12 protein-coding genes and 1 pseudogene are annotated in these 14,515 nt (G+C 68.2%); 9 read left to right on the top strand and 4 right to left on the bottom strand.

Going from position 1 to position 14,515, the window contains the following annotated elements:
* Positions 1-25 precede the first annotated feature (25 nt).
* The 7 genes from IPK27_05855 to IPK27_05825 all read left to right on the top strand — a co-directional run bounded on the left by IPK27_05855 (position 26) and on the right by IPK27_05825 (position 7,613).
* Entirely contained in the window at positions 26-1,162 is a 1,137-nt protein-coding gene (locus tag IPK27_05855; GenBank protein MBK8067147.1) for an acyltransferase family protein, read from the top strand.
* A gap of 141 nt (positions 1,163-1,303) precedes the next feature.
* Entirely contained in the window at positions 1,304-2,077 is a 774-nt protein-coding gene (locus IPK27_05850; GenBank protein MBK8067146.1) for a hypothetical protein, read from the top strand.
* A 10-nt stretch (positions 2,078-2,087) separates the two neighbouring features.
* On the top strand, positions 2,088-2,384 hold the full coding sequence (locus IPK27_05845) for a hypothetical protein (protein MBK8067145.1): 297 nt from the start codon (positions 2,088-2,090) through the stop codon (positions 2,382-2,384).
* A gap of 94 nt (positions 2,385-2,478) precedes the next feature.
* Positions 2,479-3,264, top strand: coding sequence for an enoyl-CoA hydratase/isomerase family protein (locus IPK27_05840; protein MBK8067144.1), 786 nt, complete (start codon positions 2,479-2,481; stop codon positions 3,262-3,264).
* 175 nt (positions 3,265-3,439) lie between these two features.
* Positions 3,440-5,452 carry an ATP-grasp domain-containing protein gene (locus IPK27_05835; protein MBK8067143.1) on the top strand — a complete coding sequence of 671 codons (2,013 nt, stop codon included), beginning with the start codon at positions 3,440-3,442 and terminating at the stop codon, positions 5,450-5,452.
* A 409-nt stretch (positions 5,453-5,861) separates the two neighbouring features.
* On the top strand, positions 5,862-6,173 hold the full coding sequence (locus IPK27_05830; protein ID MBK8067142.1) for a hypothetical protein: 312 nt from the start codon (positions 5,862-5,864) through the stop codon (positions 6,171-6,173).
* 210 nt (positions 6,174-6,383) lie between these two features.
* Entirely contained in the window at positions 6,384-7,613 is a 1,230-nt protein-coding gene (locus tag IPK27_05825; GenBank protein ID MBK8067141.1) for a TPM domain-containing protein, read from the top strand.
* A 287-nt stretch (positions 7,614-7,900) separates the two neighbouring features.
* Here IPK27_05825 and hydA read toward each other — a convergent pair whose 3' ends face one another.
* Together hydA and IPK27_05815 are read right to left on the bottom strand one after the other, a co-directional pair.
* Positions 7,901-9,313, bottom strand: a complete 1,413-nt coding sequence (gene hydA / locus IPK27_05820; protein ID MBK8067140.1) for a dihydropyrimidinase — start codon at positions 9,311-9,313, stop codon at positions 7,901-7,903.
* A 129-nt stretch (positions 9,314-9,442) separates the two neighbouring features.
* Positions 9,443-11,146 carry a long-chain-fatty-acid--CoA ligase gene (locus IPK27_05815; protein MBK8067139.1) on the bottom strand — a complete coding sequence of 568 codons (1,704 nt, stop codon included), beginning with the start codon at positions 11,144-11,146 and terminating at the stop codon, positions 9,443-9,445.
* A gap of 91 nt (positions 11,147-11,237) precedes the next feature.
* On the opposite strand from IPK27_05815, the gene IPK27_05810 reads away from it, so the two are divergent.
* A complete protein-coding gene (locus IPK27_05810; GenBank protein ID MBK8067138.1) occupies positions 11,238-11,684 on the top strand; it encodes a nuclear transport factor 2 family protein in 447 nt (148 codons plus the stop codon).
* Positions 11,685-11,872: 188 nt separating this feature from the next.
* Here IPK27_05810 and IPK27_05805 read toward each other — a convergent pair whose 3' ends face one another.
* Positions 11,873-12,979 (bottom strand): hypothetical protein, encoded by a 1,107-nt coding sequence (locus IPK27_05805; protein ID MBK8067137.1) that lies wholly within the window; start codon positions 12,977-12,979, stop codon positions 11,873-11,875.
* Positions 12,980-13,016: 37 nt separating this feature from the next.
* Positions 13,017-13,646, bottom strand: a complete 630-nt coding sequence (locus IPK27_05800) for a CDP-alcohol phosphatidyltransferase family protein (protein MBK8067136.1) — start codon at positions 13,644-13,646, stop codon at positions 13,017-13,019.
* A 127-nt stretch (positions 13,647-13,773) separates the two neighbouring features.
* On the opposite strand from IPK27_05800, the pseudogene IPK27_05795 reads away from it, so the two are divergent.
* Positions 13,774-14,239: pseudogene (locus tag IPK27_05795) on the top strand (SEC-C domain-containing protein).
* The last annotated feature ends 276 nt before the right edge of the window (positions 14,240-14,515 follow it).

Below are 14,515 nucleotides of genomic sequence, written 5' to 3'. Positions count from 1 at the left end.
AGCACAACCAACAAGGGTCGCACCAATGAACACCACTACAACGGACTCGCCCGACGAGTCCGCAGCATCACGCGTCCACGCGCTCGACCACCTGCGCGCGCTGGCGATGCTGGCCGGGGTGCTGTTCCATGCCGCGCTGGCCTACAGCCCGCTGCTGCATCCCTGGTGGCCGGCGGCGGATCGCCAGCATTCGCCGCTGGTGGATGCGCTGGTCTGGCTGCTGCACCTGGTGCGCATGCCGCTGTTCTTCCTCGTCGCCGGCTATTTCGCGGCATCCGTCGCCGCGCGTCGTGGCATGGGCGGACTGGCGCGCCAGCGCGCGCGGCGCATCCTGCTGCCATTCCTGGTGGCCTGGCCGCTGGTGCACTTCACGATTGCCGCGGCGACCGGATGGGCACTCGCCAACGCGGAGCATCCGCCACCGCTGCTGCTGATGCTGCGCGAATGGCAAGCGATGCCGGACCCGCCGGCGATGCCGCCGAGCACCGGCCACCTCTGGTTCCTGTATTACCTGCTGCTGTTCGGCGTGCTGCACTGGGCCGGGCGGGCGCTGGAACTCGGCGGCTTGCTCGGTCGCTGGATGGCCTGGGGCATCTTGCCGGTCGCGCTCAGCCTGCCGTGGCTGCTGTGGCCGGGCTTCGCCCTGACCCAGGCGCCACATCCGGCGCCGGAGGGCCTGCTGCCGCAGTTCTGGGCGATCGGCGTCTACGGACCCTTCTACGCGCTCGGCGTGGCGCTGCACGGGCGCCTCGGCACGCTGGATGGTCTGCGCCGCTGGCTGTTTCCGGCTGCGGCGGCCTGCCTGGTCGCCTACCTGGCCTTCTGGCTGCGGATCGACGCCGGCCTGAGCTACGCCCATGCCGACGGGCTGACAGCCCTGCTCGAGTCCGTGATCGCCGGCTGGGGCACGCTCGCCTGCCTGGTACTCGGCCTGCGCACGCTGGCGGCGCCGCGCGTCTGGCTGAGTTACCTCGCGCGCAGCGCCTACTGGACGTACCTCTTGCACCTGCCGCTGCTGTTCGCCATCCAGTACCTGCTGATGGACCTGAGCTGGCCGTGGCCGGCGAAGTTCGTCTGCGCGGTGGCGGCGACGCTGGCGCTGTGTCTTTCGAGCTACGAATTGCTGGTGCGGCGCACGGCCCTGCGCCGCTGGGTGGGCTGAGCGGGACGTCGACCCGCCGGTCCGCATGCGTCAGGGCACCCACCGTCATGGCGCCGCGGCACGCGTTCCCATACACTGACGACACCACCGGAGAGCGGGGAGCGTGACATGCTGCGCAGTCGTGGCTGGTGCGGACTTGCCTTGACCCTCCTGCTTCCCGCAGCGGCGGGTGCTGCCCCGCTGACCACCGCGCTGACCTACCAGGGCCAGTTGCGCTTCAACGGCGCCTTGCTGAGCGGCAGCTACGACCTCCAGTTCTGCCTGTTCGCCGCGGCCAGCGGTGGCGGCACGCTGGGCTGCGCCGCGGTGCAGGACAATGTGAGCGTCAGCGAGGGCCGCTTCACGGTGAAGCTGGATTTCGGCGACGCCTACGACGGCGAGCAGAAGTTCGTCGAGATCGGCGTACGCGACGGCGCCAGTGCCGGTGCCTTCACCCTGCTGACGCCGCGCCAGGAACTCACCGCCGCGCCCTATGCACTGCGCGCTGTCGCTGTTGCGCGCCCGTCGCTGCGCGGCTACTACCAGACTTCCGCGACATTCGCCGGCAATGCTGCCCTGACCGCCTGCGCAGCGGGCTACCACATGGCCACGCTGGCGGAAATCTTCGACACGACCTCGCTGCGCTATGCCGAGGAAGTTCCCGGTGCGGTGCAGGGCGCGGACTCGGGAGACGGCCCGCCCTATTCGATCACGGGGTGGATTCGCACGGGCATGGGCTCCGCAAACAACAACCAGGTCGGTGCTGGCAACTGCTCGCTCTGGACCAGCAGCAACAACGCGAATTTCGGGACCACTGTGGGGTTGAACCCAGATTGGGAGGGCGCCGTGAGCAATATCAGCCCCTGGGATGGCATCGCGACCACCTGCAACCTGCTCCGCCGGGTCTGGTGCGTCGAGGACCTGCCCGCACCCTGAGGAGGCCGCGATGAAGCTCCCCGCCGCTGGTTGCGCCCTGCTCCTGGCGCTGGTCGCAAGCACCCCGCTCGCCGCGGGCGAGGCTGCGCGGGGCAAGCAGGAGCGAGTCCCGGAAGGCACCGGCTACACCATGGACTGGTTCACGGTGGACGCCGGCGGCGGCAGTTCGTCCGGCGGCGGCTTCAGTGTCGAGGGCACCTTCGGCCAGCCGGACGCGGGCGATGCGAGCGGCAGCGGCTTCGCACTGCGCGGCGGTTTCTGGCCGGGCGAACTGCCGGATCCCCTGTTCCGCAACGGCTTCGAGTAGTCCGCGCACACGCGGCTGAGGCGCGCCCGCCCCGGGACTGCGTCCAGGGTGCTCGCGTGTAGACTCGATCCCGACAGAAATGGGGACTGGACGCATGGCAGCGATGGTAAGAGTGGGCCTGTCAGGCCGGGTGGCGACGGTGACGATGGATCGCCCCGCCGTGCACAACGCCTTCAATGCCGAGCTGATCGCGGAACTGACCGCAGCGCTGGCCCGCGCCGGTGCCGATCCGGAAGTCCGCGCGGTGGTGCTGGCAGCCGAGGGCGCGTCGTTTTCCGCGGGCGCGGACCTGGGCTGGATGCGCGCGATGGCGGGTTTCGGCGAGGCCGAAAACCTGGCTGATGCGCTCAAGCTGGCGGAACTCATGCGCACCCTGGCCTACCTGCCCAAGCCGACCATCGCCCGCGTGCAGGGCTCGGCCTTCGGCGGCGGCGTCGGGCTGATCGCCTGCTGCGACATCGCGCTGGCTGCCGAAGACGCGCGCTTTGGCCTGACCGAGAGCAAGCTCGGCCTGGTGCCGGCGGTGATCTCGCCCTATGTGGTCGCCGCGATCGGCGCGCGCCACGCGCGCCGCTGGTTCCAGTCCGGCGCCCTGTTCGACGCGCGCAAGGCGCTGGCGCTGGGCCTGGTGCACGAAGTGGTGCCCGCGGCGGAGCTCGATGCGCTGGTCGAGCGCGAGCTCGATGCCCTGCTCAAGGCCGGCCCCACCGCGATGCTGGTCGCCAAGCGCCTGGTCGAAGGCATCTTCGGCCGCGACGAGGCGGCGCAGAAGAAACTCGACGAGCAGACCGCCGCCCTGATCGCGCGGCTGCGCGTCTCGCTGGAGGGCCAGGAGGGACTCAGCGCCTTCCTCGAAAAACGCCCACCGAACTGGATCTGATTGGAGCGGGAGAAAGGAAAAGGGAAAATGGAAAAGGGAAGAGCACGCACCGGGGAATCGGGCAGGATCCCGGTCCCCTGGCTTGCCCCGCCCCGCTTCTCCTTTTTCCATTTTCCCTTTTCCTTTTTCTACCTCCCTACCCCAACCGTTTCTCCTAGCCGATGGGCCTCGCCGCATGTTCAGCAAGATCCTGATTGCCAACCGCGGTGAGATCGCCTGCCGCATCCAGCGCACCTGCCGGCGGCTGGGAATTGCCACGGTGGCGGTGTATTCGGATGCGGATGCGCGCGCGCAGCATGTGCGGCTGGCGGACGAGGGGCGCTGGATCGGCGGCGCGCGGCCGGCGGATTCCTACCTGCGCGGCGACCGCATCATCGAGGCGGCGCTCGCCACCGGCGCGCAGGCGATCCACCCCGGCTTCGGCTTCCTCAGCGAGAACGCGGACTTCGCCGAAGCGGTGGCGCAGGCGGGCCTCAAGTTCATCGGCCCGAGCGCCGAGTCGATGCGCCGGATGGGCAGCAAGGCCGGCGCCAAGATCCTGATGCAGGCAGCCGGGGTCCCGGTGGTGCCGGGCTATACCGGTGAAGACCAGGACGCCGCGCTGCTGGCGCGCGAGGCCGGGCGGATCGGTTTCCCGTTGATGATCAAGGCGGCCCACGGCGGCGGCGGCAAGGGCATGCGCGTGGTGCGCGGCGCGGACGAGTTCGCCGCCGCGCTGGAATCCTGCCAGCGTGAGGCGCGCGGCGCCTTCGGGCGCGACCGCGTGCTGCTGGAGCGCTACGTCGAGCGCCCGCGGCATATCGAGATCCAGATCTTCGGCGACCATCACGGCGAGGTGATCCATCTCAACGAGCGCGAGTGCTCGGCGCAGCGGCGCTACCAGAAGGTGATCGAGGAATCGCCCTCGCCCTTCGTCACGCCCGAATTGCGCGCGGCGATGGGCGCCGCCGCGGTGCAGGCGGGCCAGGCGATCGGCTACGCGAATGCCGGCACCGTCGAGTTCATCGTCGGCCCGGCCGGCGATTTCTACTTCATGGAGATCAACACCCGCCTGCAGGTGGAGCATCCGGTCACCGAGATGGTCACCGGCCTCGACCTGGTCGAACTGCAGCTCGCCATCGCCGCCGGCGGCAAGCTGGCGGAGTTGGTGCCGCAGCGCCCGGTGCCCACCCGCGGCCACGCCATCGAGGTGCGCCTGTACGCCGAGGACCCGGAGCAGAACTTCCTGCCGGGCAGCGGCAAGCTGGAGGTGCTGCGCCTGCCGGCCACCAATGCCCAGGTGCGGCTGGATTCGGGCGTCATCGAAGGCGACAGCGTCACCGTGCACTACGACCCGATGATCGCCAAGCTGATCGTGCACGAGGCCGACCGCGCCGAGGCACTGGCCCTGCTGCGGCGCGCGCTGGCGGACACCGTGGTGGTCGGCCCGAAGAGCAATGTCGAGTTCCTCGAACGCCTGGTGCGGCATCCGGCGGTGGTCGAGGCCAGCATCGACACCGGCTACCTCGACAAGCACCTCGCAGAAGTGATGCCGCAGGCACGCGAGCTGCCGCAGGACGTGCTGGTGGCGGTGACCCTGCGCGCGCTGCTCGACGAAGAAGCCGCGGCCCAGGCGCACGCGCGCACCGGCAGCGACCCGCATTCGCCGTGGGCAGTGGCCGACGGCTGGCGCCACGGCCATCCGGGCAAGCGCTTGAAGCACCTGGTTTACCGCGAAACGCTGATCGAGGTGGCCGCGCATGGCCACGACGGCAACTACACCATCGACATCGGCGCCAGTCACTTGGGCGTGCGCGGCGCTTGCGCCGGCGCCGAATCGGTCGACTTCCTGCTCGACGGCCGCGCGGTGCGCCTGCGCGTGCTGCCGCTGCCGAACGGCTACCTGGCGCACGATGGCGAGCGCCGCTACGTGCTCAACCTGCGCCATCCCTTCGCCTTCGAGGGCAAGGCCAAGGCCAGCGGCGACAGCGTGCGCGCGCCGATGCCCGGCCGCATCGTCGCCGTGCGCGTCGACGCCGATGCGCCGGTCAGCGAGGGCCAGGAAGTGATCGTGATGGAGGCGATGAAGATGGAACTCACGCTGCGCGCACCGCGCGCCGGCGTGGTCGCCGAGATCCGCGCAGGCGTCGGCGAGTTCGTCGAGGCCGACAGCGTGCTGGTGCGGCTGGCTGCGGAGGGCAAGACGTGAACTCGAGGATCTGGCTGCTGGCACTGGCGGCGCGCTGACCGGCGCCTGCGACACCGTCGAGTTCCAGTCGCCGCCCGCCGAGCCGCTGGCCGCGTGCGATCCGGCGCTGGTCGGCGACTGGCGCGTCGAGGACCTGCGCGAGGAGCCGGAAGCCAGCGGACGCCAGTACCTGCGGGTCACCGCCGGCTGCGAGCGCTGGCTCTCGCTGTCGCTCGAGCCGGACGACACGGGCGCGGAAAAGGCCGACATCGACGACCTGGAAGACGACCTCGAACTCGGCTTCGCGCGCACCGCAAGCCAGGCCTGGATCGCGGCGAAAGACCGCCCCAAACCGGGCGAGGACGCGCCGCAGGACAAGCCGAACGGCTACACCCTGATCGCCTGGGACGCCGCCGACGATGGCTCGGTCGTGCTGCGCCAGGTGGACCTGCGCAAGGTCTCGCACCTGATCGTCGACGACCAGGTGCCGGGCTGGATCGAAAAGCGCGACCGCGCCGCCGACGGCCGCCGCGACATCTCATCCGGCTTCTGGGTCTATGTCTTCGGCAGCGCCGACGAGGTGCGCGCGCTGCTGGAGGCCCACGATTTGCTCGACGCACCGTGGATGCGCCTCAAGCCAGTCGACGACGCCGGCCACGCGGAGATCGACCGCTGGCTGGCGGATGCGCCTTCTGGCGATCCCGCCAAGGGCTTCGAGAAGGTCGGTGCGGATGGGGAGTGATCTTCACCGACACTTTCGAACGCTGCCAAAGATTCATTTGTCCGCAAAGGACGCAAAGGACGCAAAGAAGAGCGGGATGGGTGTGGGATCAGTTGCATAGACCCACTGGCGGACCGAGTTGCCAAGCCCTGTTTGTTTTCAATCGCTTTCCTTTGCGTCCTTTGCGTCCTTTGCGGACCAAATGCCGTTCTCGGAATTGACGGACCCTCCATGCGCCACCTGATCGCCCTCGCCTTTTTCATCCTCGCGGCCCCGGCCAGCGCCGAAACGCTGTCCGATCTGCCGCCGCCGCTGCCGCAGAGCTACGTTTCCGACCGCCACAACCTGCTGGCGGCCGACACGCGCGCGGAGCTGGACCGGCTGGCGGCGGCGCTGGACCGCAGCGACCGTGGCCAGCTCGGCGTGGCCGTGATCCGCACCACTGGCGGCGCCGACCACCGGCGCTTCGCCACCGATCTGTTCAACCGCTGGGGCGTGGGCGACCGCCGCCGCAATGACGGCCTGTTGCTCCTGCTGGCGATGGACGACCGCGCTGCCGAGATCATCCTCGGCGACGGCATCGACAACAGCGCCAACCGCGCCCATGCCGAACGCGTGATGCAGCAGCAGATGGTGCCGCGCTTCCGCAAGGGCAATTACGACCAGGCGATGGTCGCCGGCGCCAGCGGCATGCTCGCCGCGGCCTATGCGCTCGACCTGTCGCGGCCGGCCGAACTACCCCCGGCCAGCGACCTGCCGGCGACCTTCGCCGGCTTCGCCGAGGCGCCGATTGCCGCCGACCAGACCGCCGCGCAGGCGGCCGCGAGCGATCCCACTGCGCTGGCATCCGCGACCTTCGAGGCCGAGACCCCACGTCCCGCGCCCGCGGCGGCGCCCATCGCCGCCGCCGAGCCCGCAAGTCCAAGGGAATTCGACACCGAAACCGCAGTGGGCCTTGGCATCCTCGGCACGCTCGCGGCAGCCGTGATGTGGCTGCTGAACAAGTTCGTGCGCATGCTCTGGTGGGTGACCGGGCTTGGTCGTCGCAAGTGCTCGCGCTGCAATGTGCAGATGACCCAACTGGACGAGAGCGCCGACGATCTGCACCTGTCGCCCGGCGAGCAGGCCGAGGAAAAGCTGCGCAGCGTCGACTACCGCGTGTTCCTGTGCCCGGCCTGCGGCCAGGTGGACAAGCTCTCGCGCCGCGCCTGGTTCACCCGCTACAGCGATTGCACCGCGTGCAAGTCGCGCGCGCTGTCGTCGGTATCCAAAACGATCACCTCCGCGACCCGTTACAGCACCGGCCTGGCCGAGGTCACCAGCACCTGCCAGCACTGCCACGATGTGCGCGTGGAGCGCCGCGTGCTCCCGGTACTGCCGCCGCCCAGCAGTTCGTCCAGTTCCGGCGGCAGCTTCGGCGGCGGCCGCAGCAGCGGGGGCGGCGCCAGCGGCCGCTGGTGATTGGCACTTTCGGGCCGGTTAAACGCGGAGACGCTGAGGGCGCGGAGAATGCATCAAGCGTGTCCTAAGCGCTTTTCTCTGCGTCTCGGTGTTCAACGGACAAGGGGTAGCCCGGCGGTATGCGCGCAGCGCGTTCCCCGGGTACTTGCGGCAAGCACCCGGTGAGCCGCTTCGCGGCACATCGGGCTACGCTCTCGGCGCTGCGCGAAGACGCAGAGAAAGCCCCCATTTCCGAACGCTCTTCTCCGCGTTCCTCTGCGCCCTTTGCGTCTCTGCGTTGAACGGGTCTATCCCCGCCGACGCGCGCTCGCCTCGATGTACGGTCCATGCGTCGCGCGGTGCAGGTAGCGCCCGTGCCCGCGCTCGGCGCGCAGATCGCCTTCGACCCAGGACAAACGTCCGCGGGCGAAGGTGTGGGTGGCGATGCCGGTGACGGTGCGGCCCTCGAAGACGTTGAAATCGATGTTCTGGTGGTGGGTCTTCGCCGAGATCGTGCGCGAGCCGTTGCCGTCCCAGACCACCACGTCGGCATCCGCGCCGACCCGCATCGCGCCCTTGCGCGGGAACAGCCCGAAGATCTGCGCGGCGTTGGTCGAGGTGATCCGGACGAACTCGCTCGGGGTCAGGCGGCCGCTGCCGACACCGTAGTGCCAGAGCACGCTCATGCGGTCCTCGATGCCGGCGCAGCCGTTCGGGATCCTGGTGAAGTCGTCCTTGCCGGCGGCTTTCTGCGGCGCACAGAAGCAGCAATGGTCGGTGGCGGTGGTGTGCAAGTGCCCTGCCTGCAGCCCAGCCCAGAGCGCGTCCTGGTGGTGCTTCGGGCGGAACGGCGGGCTCATCACGTGGCCCGCAGCGAAGGTGAAATCGGGATTGCGATAGACCGAGTCGTCGATCAGCAGATGCCCCGCCAGCACCTCACCAAACACCCGCTGGCCCTCGTTGCGGGCACGCGCGATGGCTTCCAGCGCCTGCTCGGCCGAGACGTGCACGACGTACAACGGCGTGCCGAGCACCTCGGCGATGCGGATGGCGCGGTTGGCGGCCTCGCCTTCCACCGCGGGCGGACGCGACAGCGGATGCCCTTCCGGCCCGGTGATGCCCCGCGCCAGCAACTGCTTCTGCAGGCGGAACACCAGCTCGCCATTCTCCGCGTGCACCGTCGGCAGCGCGCCGAGCTCCATGCAGCGGCTGAAGCTCGACACCAGCGCCTCGTCGTCGCACATGATGGCGTTCTTGTAAGCCATGAAGTGCTTGAAGCTGGCCACACCGTGCTCCTGCGCCAGCGTGCCCATGTCGCGGTGCACCGACTCATCCCACCAGGTGATCGCGACATGGAAGCCGTAGTCCGCCGAGGCCTTCTCCGCCCAGCCGCGCCAGGTCTGGTAGGCCTCCATCAGCGACTGCTGCGGATTGGGAATGACGAAATCGATGATGCTGGTGGTGCCGCCGGCCAGGCCCGCGGCGGTGCCGGTGTAGAAATCGTCGCTCGCCACCGTGCCCATGAAGGGCAGCTGCATGTGGGTGTGCGGATCGATCCCGCCCGGCATCACCAGCCGATCCCCGGCATCGATCACCGTCGCACCCGCCGGCGCTTCCAGCCCCTCGCCGATCGCCGCGATCTTGCCGTCCGCCAGCAGCACATCCGCGCGCCAGCTGGTTTCCGAATCGACCACGGTACCACCGCGGATCAGTGTGCTCATCTGGTTTCTCCTTCGATGCGGGCCATCAGGACACGCGCTGCCCACAACCCAGAACCCACAACCCACAACCGGCGCCCGGCCCTTCGGAGTTCATGCAGCACCCGAACCCGGCAAACCACCCCGCCGGCCCTACGCTCCCGGCAGCTTGTGCACGCTGGTCGGCGAGTCGCGCAGTTCGCGGCGCAGGATCTTGCCGACATTGGTCTTGGGCAGTTCGGTGCGGAACTCGATGATCTTGGGCTGTTTGTAGCCGGTGAGCTGGGCGCGGCAGTGGGCCTTGACGTCCTCGACGGTGAGGTTGGGATCCTTCTTGACGATCACCAGCTTGACCGCCTCGCCGGACTTGTCGTCCGGGATGCCGACGGCAGCCACTTCGAGCACGCCGGGGTGGGTGGCGACGACGTCCTCGATCTCGTTCGGGTACACGTTGAAGCCCGAGACCAGGATCATGTCCTTCTTGCGGTCGACGATGTAGAAGTAGCCCTTCTCGTCCATCTTGCCGATGTCGCCGGTGCGCAGCCAGCCGTCGGGCGTGATGGTCTTGGCGGTCTCTTCCGGACGCTGCCAGTAGCCCTTCATCACCTGCGGGCCGCGGATGCAGATCTCGCCGACCTCGCCCTGCGCCAGCAGCTTGCCGTCGTCGTCCTGGATCGACAGTTCCGTGCTCGGCGCGGGCACGCCGATGGAGCCCGTGTAGACCTTGGTGTCCGGGCGGTTGACCGTCGCCACCGGCGAGGACTCGGTCATGCCATAGCCTTCGAACAGCGCGCACTTGGTGACTTGCTGCCACTTCTCCGCCACCGCGCGCTGCACCGCCATGCCGCCGCCCATCGACAGCTTCAGCGTGCTGAAGTCCAGCTCGCCAAAGCCCGGGGTGTTGAGCAATCCGTTGAACAGGGTGTTGACGCCGGTGATGATGGTGAAGCGGTACTTGCCGATTTCCTTGACGAAGCCGGCCATGTCGCGCGGGTTGGTGATCAGCACATTGAGCCCGCCGACGTTCATGAACACCAGGCAGTTACAGGTCAGCGCGAAGATGTGATACAGCGGCAGCGCGGTGATGATGATCTCCTCGCCCTCCTTCACATTCGGACCGAACCAGTGCTTCACCTGCAGCATGTTCGCGATCATGTTGCGGTGGGTCAGCATCGCGCCCTTGGACACGCCGGTGGTGCCGCCGGTGTACTGCAGGAAGGCGATGTCCTCGGGGCCGATCTGGGTGGCCGGGATCTGCTGCCCCTTGCCCTGCGCCAGCGCGTCGTTGAACTTGATCGCCTGCGGCAGGTTGAACGGCGGCACCGCCTTCTTGCGGTACTTGACCACGAAGTTGACGATCAGGGACTTCGGGAAGCCGAGCATGTCGCCCACCGCAGTGGTGATGACGTGCTTGACCGGAGTCTCCTTGATCACCTCTTCCAGCGTGGTCGCGAAGTTCTCCAGCACCAGGATCGCCTTGGCGCCCGAGTCGTTGAGCTGGTGCTTCAGTTCGCGCGCGGTGTACATCGGGTTGGTGTTCACCACCGTCAGCCCTGCGCGCAGGATGCCCATCAGCGCCACCGGGTACTGCAGGACGTTCGGCAGCATGATCGCCACGCGGTCGCCCTTGGCCAGGCCCAGCTTGTTGCGCAAAAAGGCGCCGAACTGGGTCGAAAGGCGGTCCAGGTCGCCGTAGCTCAGCACCTTGTCCATGTTGACGAAGGCGGGACGGTGGCGGTATCGGTCGAAGGCCAGCTTCATCACATCGGCCACCGACGGGAACTCGTTGGTGTCGATGGTGGGCGGCGTTCCGTCCGGATACTGGGCCAGCCACGGCATGGCCTGTGCAGTGCTCATCGTCTCCCCTCCTCGGATGATCGAATTCCGCAGCCGGGACGCGCGCCCGGCGCTGATTTGGTCGAAAATAACCGCATTACAGGGGGAAGTCATGCGAAGCGCCGTGAAATCGAACTGGCTGATCCTTTGCGGCCTGCTCGCCGCCCTGCTGCTGGCGGGATGCAGTCGCGACCCCAGCGAACAGGCGCTGCGCGACACCATCGAAGCGCTCGAGATCGCCGGCGAGGAGCGTAAGGTCGGCGACTTCATGGACCATGTCGCCGAGGACTTTGCCGGCAACGCAGCCGAATACGACCGGCCCGGCCTGCAGAACTTGCTGCGCTTGGTGGCGCTTCAGCACCAGCGCATCAGCGTGGTCACCAGCGGGATGCAGATCGAAATGCACGGCGACCGCGCCCTGGTGCGCATGCGCATCCTGGTGACCGGCGGCGGCGGCCTGATCCCGGATTCCGGGCAGCTGTTCGACACCGAGAGCGGCTGGCGCTTCGTCGACGGCGAGTGGCAGCTCGGCAGCGCGAGTTGGAAGCCGGCGCAGTGAGTCGCGTGGCGCACCATCCTCACTGAATTCTTGTCCGCAAAGGACGCAAAGGACGCGAAGAATGCAGGAACCTGAGTGCTGCAGGGCACCTCCATGCCATTGCGACACAGGCAGATTTCTCTGCTCTTCTTTGCGTCCTTTGCGTCCTTTGCGGACAAAAAAGCTCTTTCAAACCAGCCCGACGCGCCTCACGGCAGCACGCGATATCCGTGCTGCCATTCCACGCGTAGCCGCCCGGCCTGGGTGCGCACTTCGAAGGTGCGCGCGCCGCGGGCGATCTGGTCGTACTCCTGGCGCTCCACGCGGTAGCTCAGGGTGGCACCATCGCGCTTCCAGTCGGGCACCTTGACCCGGTAGGTGGTGCGGTTCTTGTGTCGTGAGGTCCAATGGGAAAGCACCTGCACCTGTTGCACTCCCACCGGCGACGGGTCTTCGTGGCCGTTCCACCAGCCGAGCACGCCACGGCTGCCGATGGTGCAGCAGAGCAATCCCGCCACCGCCAGCAGGATCCAGTGATCGTGCGAGCGCGAGTAGCCGCGCAGCACGAAGGCCGCGGTCCAGGCGAACATCGCGAAGCTGAGCGCAGCGGCCGGCAGCACCAGCCGCCACAGATCCCATTCGCGCACGGGCGGGTAGGCCAAGCCCAGCAGGAAACACGCGCCATAGCCGATGACCACGCTCCACAGCGCGGCCTTGGCCGCGGTCTGCCGCGGGATCGGCGCATTGCTGGCGGCCGGAAGCGCGCTGCCGACAGCCGCCAACGCAGCCACCTCGACCTCGCCCGGCATGGTGTGCTTGCCAGGGTCGAACCCGGTCCAGTCCAGTTGCAGCCAGCCGGGCCGGTGGCGCAACTCGGTGAAGCCGGCACTCATCAGGCCGTGGATCTTCCCGCGCAACTCGCCCTGCTTGAGCTGCATGCCCAAGCGCGTGTCGATCTCGCCGCGCAGGTACCAGGCGTCATCGAAGGGGCGGTTGCCGGTCTGGAACTCGCGCGCGATCCCGAGCGACTTGCAGAATCGGTCGAACCAGTTCTCGCGATTGATCTGCAGGTCGATCTTCGAAGCGGTGGCCACGCGCAGCGACAGCAGCGACGGCTGCGAGTTCTTGCCGCTGGTGCGCGGGCGAAACTTCAACTGGTGCGCCACACCACCCAGCGTGCGCGCTTCCCATTCGCCCGGCAATCCGGCCTGCGCCTTCTGCGCCTGGCCCAGCGCCGACTTCCGGAGCAGGAAGAACAGCCCGGCGATGACCGCCGTTCCGAGCAGGACGATCAGAACCAGGATCGGTGCGTTCATGCAGCCACCTGCTCCGGTGCGCTCCCGCCCGGGCAACTCATGCCTGCAACTCGCGGGCAATCGCGCGGATCCTCAGCGCAGCCGTCAGCAGGCTGCCAACGGCGATGATCCACAGCGCCGCCGACAGGCTGTGCCACGAGCCGTACTGCACGCCTTCCCACGCAACCGCGAGGCAGCCCAAGGTGAGTACGAACATCCGTTGCGGCTTGGCCTGCGGCCCACGGAAGTCCTGCTTGAGTCCCAGGCTGCCGCCCAGCACGCGGATGTACGCAGTCAGCGCCGCCACCAGCGCGGCAAACCAGCCGAGTTCGGGCAGGCCCACCCCATAGCCAGCACCGATCAGGAACAGGCTGTCGGCCACCCGGTCCGGCACCTCGTTGTACAGCGCGCCCACCGGCGTGCCCTTGCCGCCCTCCACCGCGACCATCCCGTCGATCAGGTTGCACAGCAGGCGCAACTGGATGCAGATCGCCGCGAACACCATCGCCACCGGCCAGTCGGGCCGCAGCAGCAGCAGGCCGCCGACCAGCGCGAAGCCGATCGACGCCAACGAGATCTGGTTCGGCGTGACCTCGGTGGCCGCCAGCCGCCGCGCAATCCAGTGCGCCCAGGCGGTGTTGCGGCTGGTCAGCGGGCGGCGGGCATCGGTCGCGGACGGTTCGCTCATGGGCGCAAGGCGTGGCCAGGGTGTCGGAAGTCTATCGCCGCAGCGCTATGCTGCGCGCCGCCCGCCACGGGCAGCCGCAGGAGCAGTGCCATGAACACGCGCATCGAATCCCAGGTGATGTTTCGAAATCACGCGTAAGCGTCGCAAGGGTTACCCCTCCGAAACCAAGGTCAAGCGCGGCTATCGCGTCGTCAACGGCGACAAGGTGCTGGCCGAGAAATTGGGCCGCAACGACCCCTGCCCCTGCGGCTCCGGGAGGCTGTTTCAAACGCTGCTGCCTGTCGACCGGCAGCTTTCGACGGCGCCTTGAGGCAGGACTACTCGCGGTGAGCATGGGAGCGCCGACGTACGCGTCGGCGCTCTACCACCCTGGCAAGCATGCTCCCCGTCCGGCGTCAGATTCCCGCGATCTGTGGTCTGGGAACGCCGGCGCACTGAGCGACGCCGTGCGCGCTCGCGCGCACCATCACCGCCTGACGCACCACCGGCGCGATGCCGTGTTGCTTTGGCACGACGGGCCATTGCAGCGGCGCCATGTGGCTTCGCACGGCCGCAACAGGGTGACGAGGCGCCAGAATGCGGCGACCCATTGACGCTGAGCGCGCGCCGACGACTGCGATCCGCGAGCGAGCAGATTTCGTCTGTTGACGGGTGCGCCGGCACTGGCGTGAAGACAGAATCCGTCGGTCGCCGAGTACCCTATTACCCTCGCGCGGGTGAAAATTGCCCATTGACGGATGCATTTCGCCCGATCGCGGTCGGTGGCGATCCATTTTCGGGTAGTGCACACCCCGTGAGCAGGCTGCGCTCATGCGCGAGCGGATCAGATGCGTGCACGAGTGAGATGATTTTTGCCCTCCTGCGGGTGG

This window comes from Rhodanobacteraceae bacterium (assembly GCA_016713135.1).
Taxonomy (GTDB): domain Bacteria; phylum Pseudomonadota; class Gammaproteobacteria; order Xanthomonadales; family SZUA-5; genus JADKFD01.
This window is presented reverse-complemented; position numbering and strand designations above follow the sequence as displayed.